Annotated in this window: 20 protein-coding genes; 11 read left to right on the forward strand and 9 right to left on the reverse strand. The window is 59.0% G+C overall.

Annotation, left to right across the window (positions count from 1 at the left end; genetic code table 11):
• Positions 1-23: 23 nt before the first annotated feature.
• Positions 24-1,280: a lytic murein transglycosylase gene (locus BOA8489_RS06450; RefSeq protein ID WP_093973190.1), complete on the forward strand. Its 1,257-nt coding sequence runs from the start codon at positions 24-26 to the stop codon at positions 1,278-1,280.
• Here the strand turns inward: BOA8489_RS06450 and BOA8489_RS06455 are convergent.
• A complete protein-coding gene (locus tag BOA8489_RS06455; RefSeq protein ID WP_245813691.1) occupies positions 1,277-2,002 on the reverse strand; it encodes a DNA-3-methyladenine glycosylase I in 726 nt (241 codons plus the stop codon). The genes BOA8489_RS06450 and BOA8489_RS06455 overlap by 4 nt on opposite strands.
• Positions 2,003-2,083: 81 nt before the next feature.
• Positions 2,084-2,398 carry a DUF3775 domain-containing protein gene (locus BOA8489_RS06460; protein WP_093973191.1) on the reverse strand — a complete coding sequence of 105 codons (315 nt, stop codon included), beginning with the start codon at positions 2,396-2,398 and terminating at the stop codon, positions 2,084-2,086.
• Positions 2,399-2,536: 138 nt separating this feature from the next.
• Here BOA8489_RS06460 and BOA8489_RS06465 point away from each other — a divergent pair, with 138 nt between their 5' ends.
• A complete protein-coding gene (locus BOA8489_RS06465; RefSeq protein ID WP_093973347.1) occupies positions 2,537-3,868 on the forward strand; it encodes a GH1 family beta-glucosidase in 1,332 nt (443 codons plus the stop codon).
• Between the two features lie 173 nt (positions 3,869-4,041).
• Positions 4,042-4,440 carry an MAPEG family protein gene (locus BOA8489_RS06470; protein ID WP_093973192.1) on the forward strand — a complete coding sequence of 133 codons (399 nt, stop codon included), beginning with the start codon at positions 4,042-4,044 and terminating at the stop codon, positions 4,438-4,440.
• A gap of 6 nt (positions 4,441-4,446) precedes the next feature.
• On the opposite strand, the gene BOA8489_RS06475 is transcribed toward BOA8489_RS06470, so the two are convergent.
• The 4 genes from BOA8489_RS06475 to BOA8489_RS06490 all read right to left on the reverse strand — a co-directional run bounded on the left by BOA8489_RS06475 (position 4,447) and on the right by BOA8489_RS06490 (position 10,225).
• Positions 4,447-7,656, reverse strand: coding sequence for an error-prone DNA polymerase (locus BOA8489_RS06475; protein WP_141138250.1), 3,210 nt, complete (start codon positions 7,654-7,656; stop codon positions 4,447-4,449).
• A 359-nt stretch (positions 7,657-8,015) separates the two neighbouring features.
• Positions 8,016-8,489 carry a hypothetical protein gene (locus BOA8489_RS06480; protein ID WP_093973193.1) on the reverse strand — a complete coding sequence of 158 codons (474 nt, stop codon included), beginning with the start codon at positions 8,487-8,489 and terminating at the stop codon, positions 8,016-8,018.
• Positions 8,486-8,965: an RNA pyrophosphohydrolase gene (locus tag BOA8489_RS06485; protein WP_093973194.1), complete on the reverse strand. Its 480-nt coding sequence runs from the start codon at positions 8,963-8,965 to the stop codon at positions 8,486-8,488. The genes BOA8489_RS06480 and BOA8489_RS06485 overlap by 4 nt, the downstream gene beginning before the upstream one ends.
• A 78-nt stretch (positions 8,966-9,043) precedes the next feature.
• A complete protein-coding gene (locus tag BOA8489_RS06490) occupies positions 9,044-10,225 on the reverse strand; it encodes an acetate/propionate family kinase (protein ID WP_093973195.1) in 1,182 nt (393 codons plus the stop codon).
• Positions 10,226-10,503: 278 nt separating this feature from the next.
• Here BOA8489_RS06490 and BOA8489_RS06495 point away from each other — a divergent pair, with 278 nt between their 5' ends.
• From BOA8489_RS06495 to BOA8489_RS06505, 3 genes are all read left to right on the forward strand, one after another.
• The gene (locus BOA8489_RS06495) at positions 10,504-11,526 is read left to right on the forward strand and encodes an aspartate-semialdehyde dehydrogenase (protein WP_093973349.1); all 1,023 of its coding nucleotides are present in this window, start codon (positions 10,504-10,506) and stop codon (positions 11,524-11,526) included.
• 338 nt (positions 11,527-11,864) lie between these two features.
• Entirely contained in the window at positions 11,865-12,146 is a 282-nt protein-coding gene (locus BOA8489_RS06500) for a hypothetical protein (protein ID WP_093973196.1), read from the forward strand.
• A gap of 59 nt (positions 12,147-12,205) precedes the next feature.
• Complete coding sequence (locus tag BOA8489_RS06505; protein WP_093973197.1) at positions 12,206-12,391, forward strand: hypothetical protein; 186 nt, start codon at positions 12,206-12,208, stop codon at positions 12,389-12,391.
• 4 nt (positions 12,392-12,395) lie between these two features.
• On the opposite strand, the gene BOA8489_RS06510 is transcribed toward BOA8489_RS06505, so the two are convergent.
• Entirely contained in the window at positions 12,396-13,046 is a 651-nt protein-coding gene (locus BOA8489_RS06510) for a carbonic anhydrase (protein ID WP_093973198.1), read from the reverse strand.
• Between the two features lie 136 nt (positions 13,047-13,182).
• Between BOA8489_RS06510 and BOA8489_RS06515 the strand changes: the two genes are divergently transcribed.
• The 3 genes from BOA8489_RS06515 to BOA8489_RS06525 all read left to right on the forward strand — a co-directional run bounded on the left by BOA8489_RS06515 (position 13,183) and on the right by BOA8489_RS06525 (position 15,826).
• A complete protein-coding gene (locus BOA8489_RS06515) occupies positions 13,183-13,563 on the forward strand; it encodes a hypothetical protein (RefSeq protein WP_093973199.1) in 381 nt (126 codons plus the stop codon).
• A gap of 80 nt (positions 13,564-13,643) precedes the next feature.
• Entirely contained in the window at positions 13,644-15,020 is a 1,377-nt protein-coding gene (locus tag BOA8489_RS06520) for a leucyl aminopeptidase family protein (RefSeq protein WP_093973350.1), read from the forward strand.
• Positions 15,017-15,826, forward strand: a complete 810-nt coding sequence (locus BOA8489_RS06525; RefSeq protein ID WP_093973200.1) for an NlpC/P60 family protein — start codon at positions 15,017-15,019, stop codon at positions 15,824-15,826. Before BOA8489_RS06520 ends, BOA8489_RS06525 begins: the two co-directional genes overlap by 4 nt.
• Here the strand turns inward: BOA8489_RS06525 and BOA8489_RS06530 are convergent.
• Entirely contained in the window at positions 15,823-16,170 is a 348-nt protein-coding gene (locus BOA8489_RS06530) for a DUF2794 domain-containing protein (protein ID WP_093973201.1), read from the reverse strand. The two genes, BOA8489_RS06525 and BOA8489_RS06530, sit on opposite strands and share 4 nt — an antisense overlap.
• A gap of 354 nt (positions 16,171-16,524) precedes the next feature.
• On the opposite strand from BOA8489_RS06530, the gene BOA8489_RS06535 reads away from it, so the two are divergent.
• Positions 16,525-17,403: an S-methyl-5'-thioadenosine phosphorylase gene (locus BOA8489_RS06535; protein ID WP_093973202.1), complete on the forward strand. Its 879-nt coding sequence runs from the start codon at positions 16,525-16,527 to the stop codon at positions 17,401-17,403.
• Here the strand turns inward: BOA8489_RS06535 and BOA8489_RS06540 are convergent.
• The gene (locus tag BOA8489_RS06540) at positions 17,400-18,164 is read right to left on the reverse strand and encodes a DsbA family protein (protein WP_093973203.1); all 765 of its coding nucleotides are present in this window, start codon (positions 18,162-18,164) and stop codon (positions 17,400-17,402) included. The two genes, BOA8489_RS06535 and BOA8489_RS06540, sit on opposite strands and share 4 nt — an antisense overlap.
• A gap of 65 nt (positions 18,165-18,229) precedes the next feature.
• Here BOA8489_RS06540 and BOA8489_RS06545 point away from each other — a divergent pair, with 65 nt between their 5' ends.
• Positions 18,230-18,772: an adenine phosphoribosyltransferase gene (locus BOA8489_RS06545; RefSeq protein ID WP_093973204.1), complete on the forward strand. Its 543-nt coding sequence runs from the start codon at positions 18,230-18,232 to the stop codon at positions 18,770-18,772.
• The last annotated feature ends 106 nt before the right edge of the window (positions 18,773-18,878 follow it).

An 18,878-nucleotide genomic window follows, 5' to 3' on the forward strand; every position in this document is an offset into this window, starting at 1 on the left:
CAGATAAAAATAACAGGTGGCCCATGCGTGGATTTTTAGCGGCAGTTGCCGTACTTTTTTCCGTATCAAACGTCGTTGCCAGCCCTGCGCCGGAGTATTCGGTGTATCCAAAACCACGACCTGCCACAGGAGCCATGGTGCTGACGCAAGCCCAGACATCGAATGCCGCTTTCGCGCGCTGGATCGACCAGTTTCGCGGTCGTGCGCGGGCGGCTGGTATCCGGGACAGCGTTTTTAATGCGTCTTTTCAGGGTATTAGATATAATACCAGCGTTATTCAGAAGGACAGGAACCAGTCCGAATTTACCAAGCAGATCTGGGATTATCTTGACAGTGCGGTGTCGGATACGCGGGTGCGAAATGGGCGCGCTGCGCTTCGTGACAACCGGCGTACGCTGGCCGAGATTGAGGCGCGCTATGGTGTCGAGGCCGAGGTCGTAACGGCTGTTTGGGGGCTGGAAAGCGCCTATGGCGCGTTTAGGGGCGATACTCCGATTATCGAGGCCTTGGCGACTTTGGCGTTTGACGGGCGGCGCGGGCGGTTTTTTGAACAGCAGTTGATAGCGGCCTTGAAAATTATCCAGTCCGGCGATGTGAGGCCGCGCGATATGCGGGGGTCATGGGCCGGGGCGATGGGGCACACACAGTTTATTCCGACCTCGTATCTTTCTTATGCCCAAGATTTTCGCGGCGATGGCAGGCGGGATATCTGGTCGGACGATCCAACCGATGCCCTGGCATCGACGGCAGGATATCTGAAGGCGTTTGGCTGGACCAAGGGGCAGCCTTGGGGCGTTGAAGTGCGCCTTCCGCGCGGATTTGATTATCGTCAGACGGGCGAACGGACCAAGAAGTCCCCGACACAATGGGCTAGTTTGGGTGTCCGTGACGTTAACGGTGCTCGCGTGCCGGATTACGGGCGCGCGTCGATCCTGTTGCCCGCGGGGGCGCATGGGGCGGCGTTCATGATCTTTGACAACTTCCATGTGATCGAAAGATACAACGCTGCGGATGCTTATGTGATCGGGGTCGGGCTGTTGAGCGGCCAGATTGCGGGGGGCGGGCCTTTGAAGGCGTCATGGCCGCGCGATGATCGCAACCTTGCAAGCCGCGAGAAGCAGGAAATGCAGAGGCTTTTGACGCGCAAGGGCTTTAGCACGCAGGGTGTGGACGGGATCATAGGGCCGAACACGATCGCGGCGATCCGCAAGTTTCAGGCCTCGGTTGGGATGATCCCGGATGGCTACGCCAGTTATGAGGTGCTGCGCCGCCTGCGTTAGGGGCGGTAGCACCAGCAGCCCTGATGATGGTCGTTGACCACGCCGACGGCTTGCAAATAGGCGTAGATGATCGTGGGTCCGACAAAGGACATGCCGCGCTTTTTGAGGTCCTTGGAGATGACGTCCGACAGAGGTGTCGTGGCCGGCATTTCAGCGGGGCCGGACCAGTTTCCCTTGATAGGTGCGTCGTCGACATGTGCCCAGAGCCAGTTTGAAAAGCTGCCGAATTCCTTTTGCATATCCAGAAAGATGCGAGCGTTCTTGCGGGCTGCGGGAACCTTTTGGCGGTGTCGGACGATGCCGGGGTTGCTGAGAGCTTTGTGCAGTTCGAAGTCGGTCATATCGGCGACGCGCTGGACGTCGAAGTTGTGGTAAACTTCGCGGTAGCCGTCGCGTTTCCTGAGGATGGTTTCCCAGGACAATCCGGCGTGCGCTCCTTCCAGGATGAGCATCTCGAACAGCATTTGGTCATCGCGGACGGGTACGCCCCATTCGGTGTCGTGGTAGTGGGCGTAGAGTTCGGAATGCGAGCCGAAACAGCGGGGCTTATCGTCGATTGGGTCTGCCATGCGATAAACGATAGCGTTCTCGGGGGGCGGCGTCACGTGGGGTAACGGACGCAACGCGCGGTGGTCGGAGCGTCCCGCAACCGGGACAATGGTTAACGCCTGTGAAACAAAGAGAATAAGAGAAAACGCGACGTCGGTATGACGTCGGTGCACGTTGCTATGCTGGCCGGCAGGACCACCAGATATGCTGGCCGCGATAACCCGGTTTAAGACGTGATGAGGGCGCCGCGCGCTCTACATGTGGTCTTCGGCGTCGGACACATCAATGCCAAGTGCGTCGAGGCCGCTTTCGAGGTATTCTGCCAGTCCCGGAATGCCGGAGAGGTATTTCTCAGTTGGTGCCGTGGCCTCGATCCGCGCGGTTTCCAAGGCCTCTTCGACCTCATCGGCGCTGTAGGTTTCGCGACCGATCCACATGAGCGCGACGAGGCTGACTTGTTCGTCTTCGTTCAGACCTGAAATATAGTCGGACATATGTTTGCTGTCAGGGCCGTATTCGCGGCACAGAAAGATCACGCGAACGATTTTTCCGGTTGAGATGTCGAGCATGGGTGATCCTCCTGATTTCGGTCACACTAGGCGTGATGGTAGGGCGAGGCTTTGCGTCAGATCAAGCGGGGGATGGCCTTGTTGCGGCAAGCGGCTTCGCTTAGGGCTTGGGTCAACGCTTGGAGCGAGGGTTTTGAGATGGCATTCACTTTTTCACGCGGCGATTTCCCGGCCGATTTCAGGTTTGGCGCGGCGACGGCGGCCTATCAGATCGAGGGGACGTCTTTCGGGCGCGTCGGGTCGACTCATTGGGACACGTTCGCGGCCGGACCGGGCAATGTGGTGAACGGCGAGGACGGGCGGGTTGCTTGCGATCACTATCATCGCTGGGGCGAGGATCTGGATCTGGTGCGCGACGGGAATTTCGATGTGTATCGGTTTTCAACCATGTGGCCGCGTGTGATGCCGGATGGGCGGACGGTCAGTGCGGAGGGGTTGGATTTTTACGACCGTTTGGTGGATGGAATGGTCGAGCGGGGATTGTCTCCGAACCTGACGCTGTATCACTGGGACATGCCATCGGCTTTGGCGGATTTAGGGGGCTGGACGCACCCGGATGTGGGCAAGTGGTTTGCCGATTACACGGAAGCGGTGATCGGGCGGATTGGCGACCGGATGGACGCGGTTGCGACGATCAACGAGCCGTGGTGCGTGGCGTGGCTGGCGCATTTTCTCGGCGGGCATGCACCGGGGATTCGCGATATTCGGGCGGCAGCGCGGGCGATGCATCATGTGTTGGTGGCCCATGCGCGGTCTTTGGAGGTGATGCGGTCGGCGGGGCAGGAGAACCTTGGGATCGTATTGAATTTTGAGCATTCCACGCCGGCGAGTGAGGACGAGTCGGATGTGTTGGCGGCCAAAACCTATGACGGGATTTACAATCGGTGGTTTGCGGGTGCGATCACGGGTGGGGCCTATCCGGCGGACATTCTGGAGGTGTTGGAGCCGCATATGCCGCAAGGGTGGCAGGACGATATGGCGGCGATTTCGGCGCCGATTGATTGGCTGGGGATCAATTACTACACGCGCTCGATCCATGAAGCCGTTCCTGGGGCAGTTTGGCCGGCGGAGCGGGCTGTGCCGGGAGACTTGCCAAAAACTGCGCAGCAGTGGGAGATTTATCCCGAAGGGCTTTATGGGTTCTTGATGCGGCTGCAGCGGGAGTTCACGGGCGAATTGCCAATTTATGTGACTGAGAACGGGATGGCCGGTGCGGATCCCGGGGATGCCGGTCTGGTCGATGACCCGGCGCGGATTGCATATTTTGACGCGCATGTGGGAGCGGTGAAACAGGCGATTGCAGATGGGGCCCCGGTGAAGGGGTATTTCGCGTGGTCTTTGTTGGACAATTACGAGTGGGCGTTTGGATATGACAAGCGGTTCGGGATCGTACATGTGAATTACGAGACTCAAGAGCGTACGCCGAAAGGATCGTATCTGGCGTTTCAACGGGCGTTGGTGCGCGACTGACTTCGGCAGATTTTTGATATCGGTTCGGTTTGGCCGTCATAGATGCAGCAATTTGTATATTTCTTTACTCTCGACACGCACTGCGCGAAGAAACCTGATAAGCTGAGGGTAGTCTGACGAGTTTCGCAATTCGCCGTGTTGGTTGGCGATGAATTGGGAAAGGAGAGCGAACCATGTCTCAGTTGGAGTTTTTTACTTTACTTTCGGCGCTTTGGATCGCGGTGGCTTGGCTTCCGTATATTCTCGACCGGATCATGGTGCGAGGACTTATGGGCGCTCTGGCGAACCCCAGTCCGGATGCCATTCCGCAATCGGCTTGGGCCGTTCGGGCGATGGCTGCGCACAAAGTTGCGGTCGAGGCTTTTGTCGCCTTTGGGCCGGTTGCGGTTTTTGCAATGATGCGGATGCCAGAGGATAGTTATCCGGGCATCTTGGCGATGACGTTCTTCATTGGCATATTCGCGCACTATTGGATCTATGTTCTGGGCATTGTGGTATTGCGCACCCTGAGTTTTGCTCTGGCGTCGCTTTCGACCGTGGCGCTGGCATTGCGGGCTTTGGGTGTAATCTGAGGCTTGCTATTGGCGTGAGGTTCGCCGGTTCCGGGTGGGGCCATCGGTCTCTCCCCAGACATCGGTCCGCATGGTGCCTTTGGCGTCGGTGAAGCGACGGGGCGGGGGCTCTGCCCCCGACAGCCTCTGGCCGTCTCCCCCGGGATATTTTTCAACAGAAGAAGCGCAATTTGAATCAAATTCTATGGGTTTTGTGCCGGGCGTGAGTTTGTGGCGCAGGAAGGCCATGGGGTGGGCACGCAAGGTGAGGCGCATGGAGACGTAGTCTTCGACCACTTCTTCGCCGAGGGACATTTTTGGCAGGTTGGCGAGTGGCTCGAGGATGCCTTCGCCGTCCATGTCTCCCCCGAACAGCGGCAGGGGTTTTTCCGAGGCGATTGCGGCAGCGGCCCAGAGGGCGTCACGGCGATTGATGCCCAGTGAGGCGAAGGTATCGGCTTCGGCGAGGGTTCTGAGTTGCCTTGGTTGCAGGCCGGCGCGGCGCCAGACGTCTTCGACCGAGAGGTAGCCATTGCCGCGAGCGGCGGCGATCCATGTGGCCTCTTCTTCGCGCATGGATTTGATCTGACGGAAGCCGAGGCGGAGCGCGAGGCCGCCTTTGCCGTTGCTTTCCATGATGTTGTCCCAAGTCGAGGTGTTGATATCGACGGGGCGGATTTCGACGCCGTGTTCGCTTGCGTCGCGCACGATCTGGGCAGGTGCGTAAAAGCCCATGGGTTGGGAGTTGAGGAGCGCGCAGGCAAAGATACCCGGGTGGTGGCATTTAAGCCAGCTTGAGGCGTAGACGAGGAGGGCGAAGGAGGCGGCGTGGCTTTCGGGAAAGCCGTAAGATCCGAAGCCTTCGATTTGGGAAAAGCAGCGTTCCGCGAATTCGGTGTCGTAGCCGTTTTTGTGCATTCCGCGCATGAAGAGGGTGCGGAATTCCGAGACGTTGCCGTGCTTTTTGAAGGTCGCAAGGGAGCGGCGGAGGCGGTCGGCTTGTTCGGGGGTAAAGCCTGCGCCGACGATGGCGATTTGCATCGCCTGTTCCTGGAACAGCGGCACGCCAAGGGTTTTGCCGAGGACTTTGCCCAGTTCGTCGGAGGGGAATTCGACTTTCTCTTCGCCGTTGCGTCGCCGCAGGTAGGGGTGGACCATGTCGCCCTGGATGGGACCGGGACGGATGATCGCAGTCTCGATGACGAGGTCATAGAAGGTGCGGGGTTTCATGCGGGGCAGAAAGTTCATTTGCGCGCGGCTTTCGACCTGGAAGACGCCCAGGCTATCGGCGCGGCAGAGCATGTCGTAGGTGGCCGGGTCCTCGGGGGGCAGGGTCGCCAGCGTGTAGTCGATGTGGTGGTGGCGGTTGATCAGGTCGAAGGCTTTGCGGATGCACGACAGCATGCCAAGGGCGAGGATGTCGACCTTGAGGATACCGAGGCTGTCGATGTCGTCCTTGTCCCAGCAGATGACGGTGCGGTCCTCCATGGTAGCGTTTTCCACCGGCACCAGTTCGTCGAGGCGGCCTTCGGTGACAATGAAGCCGCCAACGTGTTGGGAGAGGTGACGCGGGAAGCCCTGAATTTCGAAGATCAGTTTCAGTGTTTGCGCGAGGCGGCGGTCGGTCGGGTCGAGGCCGATTTCACGAAGTTGCTGGTCGGCCATGCCGGAGGTATCGAAGAAGCCCCAAAGCTGGGAAGAGATAGCGCTGATCGTGTCTTCGGTGAGGCCCATGGCGCGGCCCACCTCGCGGATCGCGCGTTTGCCGCGATAGTGGACGACCGTGGCGCAAAGGCCCGCGCGGTGGCGGCCGTAGCGCTCGTAGATATGCTGGATCACTTCCTCGCGGCGTTCGTGTTCGAAATCGACATCGATGTCGGGTGGCTCGTCCCGGGCTTCCGAGACGAAGCGCTCGAAGACCATGGTGCCGATTTCGGGGGAAACCGAGGTAACGCCGAGGCAGTAGCAGACGACCGAGTTGGCAGCGGATCCGCGGCCCTGACAAAGGATATTTCGTGAGCGGGCGAAGGCGACGATATCGCGAACCGTGAGGAAGTAGGGTTCGTATTTGAGTTTCGCGATGAGGGTCAACTCGTGGGCGAGTAGGGTTTTGACTTTGTCTGGGACGCCGGAGGGATAGCGCCACTTCAGACCTTCGTGGGCGAGGCGGGACAGACGCTCGGAGGCGGTTTCGCCCTGGGCGATTTCGGAGGGGTATTCGTATCGCAACTCATCGAGCGAGAAGGTGAGGCTGTCGGCAAGCGCCGCGGCGCGGGTGACGGCTTCGGTGTGGGGGGCGAGAAAACGGCAGAGGTCGGCCTCCGAGCGCAGGCGTTGTTCGCCATTGGCAAGTGCGGCGCGGCCAAGGTCATCGACGCGTGACCCTGTGCGCACGGCGGTCAGGACATCGGCGAGTTTGCGGCGGTTGCCGTGGTGCATGATCGGTGAGGCGCTGGCGATGGTTTCAAGGTGCATCTCTTTGGCGATGCCAGTGAGATGATCAAAGCGGTCCAGATCCTGACCGTCATACTTCGGCGCCAGAAGCAGATAGCAATCGGTGCCAAAGCGGCGCGTCAGCCAGCGTGCCTCCTGTCGCCACCCCTCCACACCACGCTTTGCGGTCTGCGCGTTTGGTGGGTGGACCAATAGCGCGAGGTTCGCGCCGAACTCTACCAGATCGTCCATGCGCAACTGGCAACTGCCCTTTTCAGCGCGAAGGCGCCCGCGCGAGATCATGCGACACAGGTTGGCCCAGCCCTGACGGTTTTTCGGCAAGGCGGTCACGGTGAAACCGCTGTCCAGAACGAGCCGTGCGGCGGGGATCAGGCGGGGGACGTTCAGGATGGCGGCAGAAGCGTCCAGAGGTGGTGGCGTGACGCGGGTTTCAAACGCGGCCTTGGGGCCGTCGAGGAAGTCTTCAACCTCCTCTGGGGCAAGCGCGCCGTTCTTGCGCCGCTCGGAACCGCCGGGGTAGCTTTCAAAAACTTGCGGTTTTCTGGTCCAGAGATCGACGGGCGCGGGTGGGCCGATCAGGTTGCCTTCTTCGCGCTCCTTCACCTGTCGGGCAATCTCGCGGACCCGCGTATGGGCGCGCACAATCCCGGCGACCGAGTTCTCATCAGCGATCGCAAGCGCTGTCAGACCCAGAAGTGCGGCGCGGTCCACGTATTCCTCGGGGTGCGACGCCCCCGTCAGGAAGGTGAAGTTCGATGTGATATTCAGCTCGGCAAAGGCCACGTCTCTGCTTCATCCTTTCAAAAATACCACGGGGTCCGGGGCAGAGCCCCGGTGGGTCGACGCGCGAAGCGCGGCGAAGCCGGAACGACTCGCTCCAGATTCCAAGATATTCATGTTTTGTTCTCATATCCAGATCTCTTTGGTGCCACAATTTTAAGCGTTCGCCCGCAAATTAACGCCGTCCGATCGTTTTGTCGCAACACAATGGTCGCGCGTCTTGAGCGAGGCAAAGAGCTTTGCCACACTTATCTAGACCAGAGTTCTCCCTGAGTGTGTTGCGAGTAAGGTTTTCGCCGGCGCTGCCTCTCTGCCGATCAAAGTCAGAGCCGGCGATTTCATATCAGCGAAACCGCCTAGACCTACTCGGCCACTACGCAATTTCCGGTACGATGGCATTCCAGCAGACGGCGCTCGCCGTCTTTGGTCCATTCCATTGCACGACCGCCGCATGGTCCAGCGACCAGCGTATAGACATTGTTCCCGTCCACTCTCAGCATTGCGATCTGTTCGCCGTCAAATCCACCCGCGCTGCCGCACCAAGGGCCAAGACAGGTGGCACGGATTTCTATCTTGCGGTGGAAAAGTGCGCCGAAACCGTGCTGAGTCAGGGCATAGCCGCTCATGACGGCCTGCGTAATCGCAGGAATTTCGGTCTCCGGTTCAGGGGCCTTTGCAGGTTCGCTGAGATCGATACGGCCGCGCACCACGACGAAATTGTCGTCGCTGTCGCGGGCCGCTTCATAAATTTGAACCGCATCAGGGCGCATGCATGACAAAGCGAAAGCAGGGGATGAAAGCGCCAAAGTGAGAGCGGCGATAAGAAGGGTTTTCATTCGGTACGCTCCAGTTTGTCACGAAAGGCGTTGATCACCTGCGCATATACCTGGCGTTTGAAGGGCACGATATCGCGCAGGACATCGTCGGGTGTGGCCCAGCGCCATCGGGCAAATTCGACGTCATGCGCCGTGAGGTCGATGTCGCTGTCAGCGCCGTGGAACCTTAGAAGAGCCCATTTCTGCTTTTGACCACGATACCGACCTTTCCACATCTTCCCCAAAAGGTAGTCCGGTAAATCATATGTGATCCAGTCCGGCAGGATGGCTTCGATCGTCACCGAACTGGCGGGCAGACCAGTTTCTTCTTCCAGTTCGCGCAGGGCGGCGTTTTCGATTGTTTCGCCTTTGTCGATGCCGCCTTGGGGCATTTGCCACGCGCCGGGCGTATCGACGCGCTCACCTGTGAAGATGAGGCCGTTCTGGTTGACGAGCACGACGCCCGCACAGGGGCGGTAGGGTAGGTCTTTGGTCATGCGGCGCAGTATGGCGAGGCTGTGCGGTGGGGGGAAGGGGGGTCGGGCGTGCGGACGAAGCGGGCTTGAACTCTCCCTTCAGGACTTGCGCAGGAAACCAGACGTCTCCCCTGCAATCACCAGCTCTTCGTTTGTGGGAATTCTGTAGACGGAAAGTTTGCTGGCGGGAGCGGAAATGAGCGTTGCGCCGGAGGCATTGGCGTCCGGATCGATGTCAGCTCCGAGCCATTCAAGTTTTTCGATGATCCGGGCTCTGATTTCGGGTGAATTCTCACCTATGCCGGCAGTAAAAACAAATCCATCCACGCCGCCCATGGCTGCGGCAAGCATTCCCGCGTAAAGCCCGCACCTGTGCACGAAATGATCTATCGCCAGCCGTGCTCGGGGGTCATCAGTCTTGAGCAGGATACGCATATCCGCGGAAATACCGGACAAACCTTTCAATCCGGCCTCATGATAGAGCAAATCGGTAATTTCCTGCGCGGTCTTGCCCATGTGGCTCATCATGTACAGAACAACGCCGGAATCCAGTTGCCCCGGACGCGTGCCCATTGGAATGCCATCCAGAGCCGTAAAACCCATGGTGCTTTCGATGCTCACACCGTTCTGCAGGGCGCACATGGATGCACCGCTGCCAAGATGCGCGACGATCACCCGCCCGACGGCCAGGTCAGGGGCTATCTCGCGCAGCTTTTGAGAGATGTACTTATACGACAGCCCGTGAAAACCGTACCGGCGCATACCATTGTCGTAAAAGCTCTTTGGCAAGGCATAACAATCGGTATGTTCAGGATGTCCGCGATGGAAAGCTGTATCAAAACAGGCGATTTGCGGCACATGCGGGGCGACCTGCATCGCCAGTCGGATAGGTGCAAGATTGTTCGGCTGGTGGAGTGGAGCAAGCTCCTGAAAGGCGGTAAGCTCTTCGATGATTTCGGGCGTGATCTGCACCGGATCGGCATGATTTGGGCCACCGTGCACAATGCGATGCCCGATTGCGCGCAATTGAATACCCTCAACGGTCTGCAGCCAGCCTGTCATTTCCGCAATTGCTGAAGGCAGATCGGGTACTTCGGTCGGCGCCATCTTTCTTTCGTGAATGAGCTTCTTGTCCGCATCGAGAATTCTCATACGGGGACTTACGCCAATACCATCGATAGCCCCACGTCTGATACTGCGAACGCCGCCCGATTCGATGAGATAAACCTGGAACTTCAGACTCGACGAGCCGGCGTTCATGACGAGTATTGCATCTTCCATCGTCACCACAAAATCCCTGACACTTCATGCTGCGTTCACGATAACAAAGAGTATGCGCAAGGTGCATTAGTCTATTTCCTCGCAGAGACTTGCAGAGGCAAACAAACACTTCTGCCTCAAACCCGCGGTTCGCCTCGGTTTCATGCCGCTCAGCTATGGCCACTTCGTGCCCGATAAGCACAAATCCAACCCTTGCGCGCCTTTGATGCTTTCCCCTGCGTGACCAGCGCGGTATAGCCCGCGCGTTCTGTGACAAACCAAACCATATGGAGATCAAAGTGGGTTATCGCATCGTCGTCGCCGGCGCCACGGGGAACGTGGGCCGCGAAATGCTGAACATCCTGGCCGAGCGCCAGTTCCCTGCCGATGAAGTTGTGGCTCTTGCCAGCCGCAAATCGCTTGGCACACAGGTCAGCTTTGGAGATGAGACGCTCAAGACGAAAGATCTCGACACGTTTGATTTTACCGGGTTCGACATTGCCTTGTTCGCGATTGGGTCGGATGCGACCAAGATTTATGCGCCGAAGGCCGCCAAAGCCGGTTGCGTGGTGATCGATAACTCGTCGCTCTATCGCTATGACCCGGACGTTCCGCTGATCGTACCGGAAGTGAACCCGGATGCAATTGAGGGCTATTCCAAGAAGAACATCATCGCGAACCCGAATTGTTCGACGGCGCAGATGGTTGTGGCGCTGAAGCCCTTGCATGATCGCGCCAAGATCAAGCGCGTGGTGGTCAGCACGTATCAATCCGTTTCCGGTGCGGGCAAGGAAGGTATCGACGAACTTTGGGATCAGACCAAGTCGATTTATAATCCGACTGACAACAAGCCTGCCAAGAAATTCACCAAGCAGATTGCGTTCAACGTCATCCCTCACATCGACGTCTTCATGGAGGACGGCTCGACCAAGGAAGAGTGGAAGATGGTCGCCGAGACCAAGAAGATCGTCGATCCGAAGATCAAGGTTACGGCCACCTGTGTGCGCGTGCCCGTTTTCGTCGGTCATTCCGAAGCCATCAACATCGAGACGGAAGAGCACCTTGATGAGGACGAAGCCCGCGATATCCTGCGGGTCAGCCCCGGTATCATGGTGGTCGATAAGCGCGAAGATGGTGGCTATGTGACGCCTATTGAATGTGTAGGTGACTTTGCCACTTTTATCAGCCGCATCCGTCAGGACAGCACGATCGACAATGGTCTGAACCTCTGGTGTGTCAGCGACAATCTGCGCAAGGGCGCGGCGTTGAACGCGGTGCAGATCGCTGAACTCTTGGGTAATCGGATTCTGAAAAAGGGCTGACCCGACAGAATCGAAAAGAGGTTTTCAGGGGCGCTCCGGTGGAGCGCCCTTTTTGCATTGTTCACGCTTCCTTGTCAGTGATCAGGTTGGGCGTCCACTGTTGTTGTTCCAGAGGGGCGGCCGCAGAAATAGTAACCGAGCTTTCAAGGTATTGTCTTCGCGCACGCAGAGGCTTGTGTTCAAGGCTTATGGCGTCGCTTTGATCATCCAAAAGACCTTCCTGCGAGTACATATGCGGCGTCTGCCGCAATCCTGCCGTTATTCGGCACAAATCCCGCCATAATCCGGCTGAAGTTTTGGGCACTTGAAGAAGTCACGCAGCGAGGTTGTGCGCCAATATGCCAAATCCAGAGGATCGGGTTTTGTTTTTGAACAAGCGCCTCAGAGTGCGCGAACAGAAGGCGATGGAACGTCTCGCGGTGGCCTCGGATGATTTGGCAAGCCAGACCTGTCCGGCCAAGGACCGCATCGTCGCCTTTACCGGCGCAGCTTGTACGAGCCCAATGCGGCGGTTGCGTCCGGCGGATGTAATTTCGCTGGCGACGGGACGCGCGGCGCGTGCGCAGGGCGCACCTCTTCAAGGACGTCTTCGCGCGCGACTGCCGGAACCAACATCGTGAGGCGGGCCGTTCCTTTCCAATGACACTATGCGCTGCCTTGATCAGTGAAGGACATCAAAATGACCCTGAATTTTGAAGAAACTCCACAACAGCATTCCAGCGCGGAAAGCATGTCCGAAAAGGCGCGGGATGCCTTGAATGTCCTGCGGCGGTTTCGTGCGTCTCATGCGCCGCATCCGGTTTTCCAGTCGAGCCGCAGTCGTCACAACGACACCGAGGTCATTCTGGACTGGTCGGAAAAATAGGCGGTCAGACCGGAACGAATCCGTCTGCGCGCGGATCGTAGTTCAGCAGACTGCCGTTGGTTATGTCTTTCCACAGGCCGTGCAGAGTAAGGTCGCCGCGTTCGACACGTTCGGATACGAACGGGAAGGTCATCAGGTTTTCAAGCGAGATCAGCACGGCTTCCTTTTCGAGGTCACGAAGGAACGTGTCTTCGTCCTTGATCGGTAACAGGCGATCATAGCCGGGGCGCAGGATATCCATCCAGCGACCGACAAAGCTGGTGCTTTCTTCAAGTTCGGGTGCCTTGCCGGAACACATGGCATGGCAGCCCGCGACGCCCCCACAATAAGAATGGCCCATGACGATCACATGCGCGACCTTGAGGCCGGTCACGGCGTATTCGATGGCGGCCGAAGTGCCGTGATGGTTGCCGCCGGGTTCGCAGGGCGGCACGAGGCTTGCGATATTGCGGTGAATGAAGAATTCGCCCGAGTCCGCGCCGAAGATGGACGTAACGTGGACGCGGCTGTCGCAGCAGGAAATCAACATCGCACGGGGATGCTGGCCGTCAGCTGCAAGATGACGATACCAAGCCTGATTTTCGTCATAGGTGGTTGCTTTCCAGCCTTTGTAGCGACTGACAAGATATCCCGGAAGCGGGCGAGCTTGCTTCATGTTCCTGGTCCCCGAGGCCGTGTTTTGAATAATTCAAGCTAAAGGCGCGATATTTTCTTCTCTGTATCAATCAATTCTTTGCCGAGCGCAATTACACCCGACCCGCGAGTGGGGAAGATGGTGTGGAGCGGTAAAGATGGACAATATCGTGTATGCGCGTCCGGTTGAAATGATTTTCGTTGATGCAGGGCATTTGGTCGACCTTGCGCGGGACAAGGGGGTTCCGCGGGCGGAATTCATTGCTTTTGCAGCGCTGGAGGAAATCGTCGAGCGTCTCACGGCTGTTGAGGCGGCATGGCGCGCGGGGGAATTCCAGCGGTTGGCCAAGGTTGCGCGATCCGTCGTCGGCATGTCCGAACAACTGGGTATGCAGACCGTCGCACTTGTGGCGGCGCGGGTCGCGGCGGTGGCGGGGACTTCGGATCAGGCGGCTCTTGCGGCCCTGGTGGCACGGCTTGTGCGTGTGGGTGAGGGCTCGCTTGCCGCGTTTGGGGATTTGGCGCTTTTGCAAAGATGATGGGCGTCGGGACTTGTGGTGGGGGTCAAAGCGGATAGGCTGTTTTCGAACTGAAAGAAGGCCTGACTTAGATGACGTCCATGACTTTCGCGTCTTCCGACGCGCCGACCCGACCACTGCATTTGGTGTCCAAGGAGGGTCTTGAGGACTGGCGCCTTGGCCTCGACGCGCGTGCGCAGGCTTTTGTTCAGGCATCCGCCTTTTCCGCGGGAGCGGGTCAGGTTGTTCTGATCCCCGGTGAAACAGGTGAGGTCGTTGCGGCGGCGGGGGGGGTTGGAGACGCCAAGACGCGGGCCCGCAAGCGGTTTGTCGTGGCCGGTTTGCGCGCGAACCTGCCCGAAGGTGCCTGGGAATTCCAAACGTCGCTTGAGGGTGACGATTTGGCTGAAGCGGCGCTGGGCTGGCTCTTGGCGGGTTACCGGTTTGAAAAGTATGCCGCTGCGCCGCCTCCCAAGGCGATGCTGGTTGCGCCCAAAGGGGTGGATGCGGCGCTACTGGAGCGGGTCGCGGCAGGGGAGGCTTTGACCCGTAATCTGATCAATACGCCCGCCAACGATATGGGGCCGGACGAGCTTGAAGCCGCGGCGCGTGATCTGGCTACGGCGCATGGCGCCGAGGTCTCGGTCACGGCGGGCAAAGCGCTGGAAGAAGGCTATCCCTTGATCCACACAGTCGGACGGGCATCGCCGCGCGCGCCGCGTCTGATCGAGATGACTTGGGGCAGCGAAGGACCGCGCGTGACGCTGGTCGGCAAGGGTGTCTGTTTCGATACCGGTGGTCTCAATCTGAAGCCCGGTGCATCAATGGGTTTGATGAAGAAGGACATGGGCGGCGCTGCGAATGTGCTGGGGCTTGCGCATATGATCATGGACGGGGCCGCCCCGGTTCGGTTGCGAGTTCTGATTCCCGCGGTGGAAAATGCGGTCGCCGGTGACGCGTTCCGGCCCGGTGATATCCTGACGTCGCGCAAGGGATTGACTGTTGAGATCAACAATACCGATGCAGAGGGTCGTCTGGTTCTGGCGGATGCCCTGTCGCTGGCGGACGAAGGAGCGAGCGATCTGATCATTTCGATGGCCACTTTGACAGGCGCGGCGCGGGTTGCGGTCGGCCCGGATATTGCGCCTTATTATGCGACCGATGCAAGCGATGCGGCGGCGCTTGAAGCGGCGGCGGCAATGGTGCGCGATCCGGTGTGGCGGATGCCGTTCTGGCTGCCTTACGAGACGATGATCGAGCCCGGTATCGCCGATTTGGACAACTCGCCCTCGGGTGGGTTCGCGGGATCCATTACTGCGGCATTGTTCTTGCGCCGCTTTGTGACCGAGACGCCGCGCTATATGCATTTTGACGTGTTCGGCTGGTCTCCATCGGCTGAGCCGGGTCGCCCGAAAGGCGGTGCGGGCCAGGCGATACGGGCGCTTTACCAAGCACTTCCGGGGATGCTTGAAAAGTGACGGACCGGCGGTTCCTTGCGCCAGGGCATGCGGCGGCCGGAGAGGCGAGGGGTCTTGTGGAGTGCGCATTCTTGCGAGCCGCACCGGATGGTGCGTGCGATCGCCAGCTTTTGATCGGGGACCGGTTCGACGTGCTGGAGGTCATCGAAGGGTTTGCGTTCGGGGTCTCGGTCAAGGACGGATACCTGGGGTATTTGCCACTTGCGACGCTAGGGGCCCCTGTCGCGCCGACCCATTGGGTTTCGGCGCTTTTGACGCGCCTCTGGCCGTCTCCTTCGATCAAGAGCGAGCCGGTGTCGTTCTTGCCGATGACGGCGCGTTTGCGTGTCTTGAGGCAAGCCGGAGGGTGGTGCGAGATAGAGGTGCCGGGCGGGACGGGGTTTGTTCCGGTTGCGCATCTGCGTGAACTTGGAGACTGGGCGGACAGCGTCGTCGCAACAGCGCGGGCGTTTCTGGGAACGCCATATGTCTGGGCCGGAAACGAGCCAAGCGGGATCGATTGTTCTGGGTTGGTTCAGGTCGCCTTTCGCAGCGGTGGTTTTGCTTGTCCGCCGGACAGCGATGTTCAGGCGGCGATGGACGGGCGCGCGCTGGGGGCTGAAGAGGCGTTGCAGGCCGGGGATTTGGTGTTCTGGAAGGGGCATGTTGCCATTGCGAGCGGCGAGCGCACGCTCGTTCATGCGAATGCGCATCACATGGCGGTGGTAGAGGAAACGGTCGAGGCGGCTGTCGCTCGGATTGCGGCGAGCGATACGGGGCCGGTGACGCTGCGATTGCGACCGGATTGGGTGGTACTTCGCGGTTAGTCTATGGCGCGGATGAGTTTGCGCTCAAGGACACGCAGGACGGTTTTCAAGTCGTGGCCGCGTTTGAGAATCTGTCCGTCCATAGCGATCACCGAATACATCCCCTGTTTGCCGCGCAGCTTGGGACGTTTTTCGATCCGATAGATCGGGTGCTCGGCTGTCCGGCGAAACACGGAGAAGATAGCCACGTCCCTGAGGAAGGACATACCGTAATCGCGCCACTCTCCAGCCGCGACCATTTGCCCGTAAACACCTAGAATCAAAGAAAGTTCCGTTCGATGAAAGGCGACCTGATCGGTCGGCTTGCCGGTGTTAGGAAAGGGGGTGGTGTTTTGGATGTTCATAGCATGAGCCTGCCTGTGGTGGAGCAGCAAATCAAGCCTCGCCTCAACTTCGCCACAAAATTACCCTTGGGGCGGCGTTATCGGCCCCTTATGTCGCCGTGTTTGGCATTCATTGAGATTATGTAGCGAACTAACGCTATCCCCGGTGCCGTGGATTAACAGCCCCCACCCAGCCCGCGGCATCGGGGACCCAAGCTACCGGGATGAAAACACGCTCGCCAGGAATGGCGGGCGTTTTTTCGCATTCAGAGGCTGTGTTTTGGTATTTTTGAAAGGGTGAATTGTGATCATGGTCCGGTTGCATCTGGGGGGAGCGCGTCTAGTGTTCTGGCAGAACGGAATTGGAGGCGTGAGATGAGCGGTCAGACGATGATCGGAGTGATCGGTGGCAGCGGTTTGTATGAGATCGCAGGGCTGGAAGATGCGAATTGGGTGGACGTCGAAAGCCCCTGGGGCGCGCCGTCAGATCAGATTTTGACCGGTTCGTTGGGTGGTGTAGCAATGGCGTTTCTGCCGCGCCATGGGCGCGGGCATGTGCACAGTCCGACGACGGTGCCGTATCGTGCGAATATTGATGCTTTGAAGCGGCTTGGGGTTACCGATGTGATTTCGGTGTCGGCTTGCGGGTCATTTCGTGACGCGATGGCGCCGGGGGATTTTGTCGTCGTGGATCAGTTCGTGGATCGCACGATTGCGCGCGAGAAGTCATTTTTTGGAATGGGTTGTGTGGCGCATGTGAGTGTGGCGCATCCGACCTGTCCCCGGTTGAGCGATGCCTGTGAGACGGCGGCGCGGGACGCCGGGGTGACGGTCCATAGGGGTGGGACGTATCTGGCAATGGAGGGGCCGCAGTTTTCGACCTTGGCGGAGTCGAGGATGTACCGTGAGGTTTGGGGCTGTGACGTGATTGGCATGACGAATATGCCGGAGGCGAAACTGGCACGAGAGGCGGAGCTTTGCTATGCGTCGGTGGCGATGATAACGGATTATGACTCGTGGCATCCGGATCACGGTGAGGTGGATGTCACGCAGATCATCGCGACGTTGATGGGCAATGCCGAAAAAGCGCGCACCATGGTTGCGGGTTTGCCGGCGCTTTTGGGTGCTGATCGTGAGACCTGTCCGCATGGCTGTGACCGCGCATTGGAATATGCGATTTTGACCGCGCCGGAGAAGCGTGATCCGGCGTTGGTTGCAAAGTTGGATGCGGTGGCCGGGCGGATGCTGGGCTAGCAGGACGCGGGTGTGTTGGCTTCGGCGGCAAGCAATTCGTCAAGGTTGCGGTCGCTGATTTCACCGATGACGAGGGTGCGGCCGATGACGAGGGCTGGGGTGCCGTAGATGCCGAGAGTTTGAGCGGCGGCCCGGCTGCGGGCAAGGCGGCTTGCCACGATCTGGCCGTCCATATCAATCAGGAGCTTTCCGGGACGCACGCCAGCCGCATCGGCGGTGTCTGCGATGTGGCGGGTGGTTGGGCGAAATTGCGAGCTGTTCAGAGCCGCCTGAAATTCCGGGTATCGCCCTTGCAGGTCGGCGGCGACGGCGGCACGGGCCGCAATGACGGATGATGGCCCGAGCAGCGGCAGTTCGTGCCATGTGATGGCTGGTTGTGAGGCTGCATCGGACGCGCGGGCGGCGAGGCGCTCGGTCAGAGTGCGGCAGTAGGGGCAGAAAAAGTCGGAAAAGGCGGCAACCGGGGCCCTTCCATCTTCAGCATCCTGAAACAAAGTTCGGCAGAGTTGTTCGGGTGACAGGGTGGTCGGGTTCGTAGTTTCGTTGCCGAGTCCTGCGAAGGCGGCGGTCGTCGAAAGTCCGCCGCGCGGTGCCGAGACTCCTTCGAAGACAGTCTTTCGCCAGCCCGGAAGGCCGTCAATGGGTTCAAAGGTCATCTTCCGCGGACGGTGGACCCAGGCCTGCCATCCTCCGCCGACGAGGGCGATGGCTCCGAGGCCAAGGAAGAGATCGCGGCGGGATGTCTTTGGTTTTTCGCTCATTGTCACTTGCCAAACCTTGGTGTGCGGGATGTGATGTCCAAGCAAGCGACCAGACAGGGCCGGACATGAACACCACCAAAAAGACCGTCAAAGATTATATTCGCACGATTGTGGATTTCCCGCATGAAGGCATTTTGTTTCGGGATGTCACAACACTTTTTGCTGATCCGCGCGGATTTCGGATGTGTATTGATCAGTTGCTACACCCTTATGCAGGCGAGCGTATCGATAAGGTCGTAGGTCTTGAGGCGCGGGGCTTCATCATCGGGGGGGCGATTGCGCATCAGTTGTCGGTTGGTTTCGTGCCTATTCGCAAGAAGGGCAAACTACCCGGAAAGACATTGGCGCAGGCATACAAGCTTGAGTATGGCGAGGCGATCATGGAGGTCCATGACGATGCGGTTCAGCCCGGTGAAAAGGTGCTGGTCGTTGATGATCTGCTGGCCACGGGGGGAACGGCGGAGGCCGGGATAAAGCTGTTGGAGCAGATGGGCGCAGATATTATTGGCTGCGCGTTCATCATTGATTTGCCCGACCTTGGGGGCCGCAAGCGGCTTGAAGCGCTGGGCATGGACGTCGAAGTGCTGTGCGAGTTCGAGGGGCTATGAGTTCTGCACCGTTGAGACGCGTTCATTAAGGTTAATTTAAGCCTTGCGGAGTAATTCGAGCAGGCATGCAGGTACCAGACGAGTAATGACCCCGCCGAAACGTTCG

This window comes from Boseongicola aestuarii, assembly GCF_900184815.1.
Classification (GTDB): Bacteria; Pseudomonadota; Alphaproteobacteria; order Rhodobacterales; family Rhodobacteraceae; genus Boseongicola; species Boseongicola aestuarii.

Bases quoted from the DNA above. Each gene is read 5' to 3' on its own strand.
- BOA8489_RS06480 (WP_093973193.1), bottom strand. From the start codon at position 8,489: ATGAAAACCCTTCTTATCGCCGCTCTCACTTTGGCGCTTTCATCCCCT.
- BOA8489_RS06510 (WP_093973198.1), bottom strand. From the start codon at position 13,046: ATGAAGCAAGCTCGCCCGCTTCCGGGATATCTTGTCAGTCGCTACAAA.
- BOA8489_RS06490 (WP_093973195.1), bottom strand. From the start codon at position 10,225: ATGGAAGATGCAATACTCGTCATGAACGCCGGCTCGTCGAGTCTGAAG.
- BOA8489_RS06460 (WP_093973191.1), bottom strand. From the start codon at position 2,398: ATGCTCGACATCTCAACCGGAAAAATCGTTCGCGTGATCTTTCTGTGC.
- BOA8489_RS06505 (WP_093973197.1), top strand. From the start codon at position 12,206: ATGACCCTGAATTTTGAAGAAACTCCACAACAGCATTCCAGCGCGGAA.
- BOA8489_RS06450 (WP_093973190.1), top strand. From the start codon at position 24: ATGCGTGGATTTTTAGCGGCAGTTGCCGTACTTTTTTCCGTATCAAAC.
- BOA8489_RS06540 (WP_093973203.1), bottom strand. From the start codon at position 18,164: ATGAGCGAAAAACCAAAGACATCCCGCCGCGATCTCTTCCTTGGCCTC.
- BOA8489_RS06545 (WP_093973204.1), top strand. From the start codon at position 18,230: ATGAACACCACCAAAAAGACCGTCAAAGATTATATTCGCACGATTGTG.
- BOA8489_RS06530 (WP_093973201.1), bottom strand. From the start codon at position 16,170: ATGAACATCCAAAACACCACCCCCTTTCCTAACACCGGCAAGCCGACC.
- BOA8489_RS06500 (WP_093973196.1), top strand. From the start codon at position 11,865: ATGCCAAATCCAGAGGATCGGGTTTTGTTTTTGAACAAGCGCCTCAGA.
- BOA8489_RS06470 (WP_093973192.1), top strand. From the start codon at position 4,042: ATGTCTCAGTTGGAGTTTTTTACTTTACTTTCGGCGCTTTGGATCGCG.
- BOA8489_RS06535 (WP_093973202.1), top strand. From the start codon at position 16,525: ATGAGCGGTCAGACGATGATCGGAGTGATCGGTGGCAGCGGTTTGTAT.
- BOA8489_RS06485 (WP_093973194.1), bottom strand. From the start codon at position 8,965: ATGACCAAAGACCTACCCTACCGCCCCTGTGCGGGCGTCGTGCTCGTC.
- BOA8489_RS06515 (WP_093973199.1), top strand. From the start codon at position 13,183: ATGGACAATATCGTGTATGCGCGTCCGGTTGAAATGATTTTCGTTGAT.
- BOA8489_RS06520 (WP_093973350.1), top strand. From the start codon at position 13,644: ATGACTTTCGCGTCTTCCGACGCGCCGACCCGACCACTGCATTTGGTG.
- BOA8489_RS06465 (WP_093973347.1), top strand. From the start codon at position 2,537: ATGGCATTCACTTTTTCACGCGGCGATTTCCCGGCCGATTTCAGGTTT.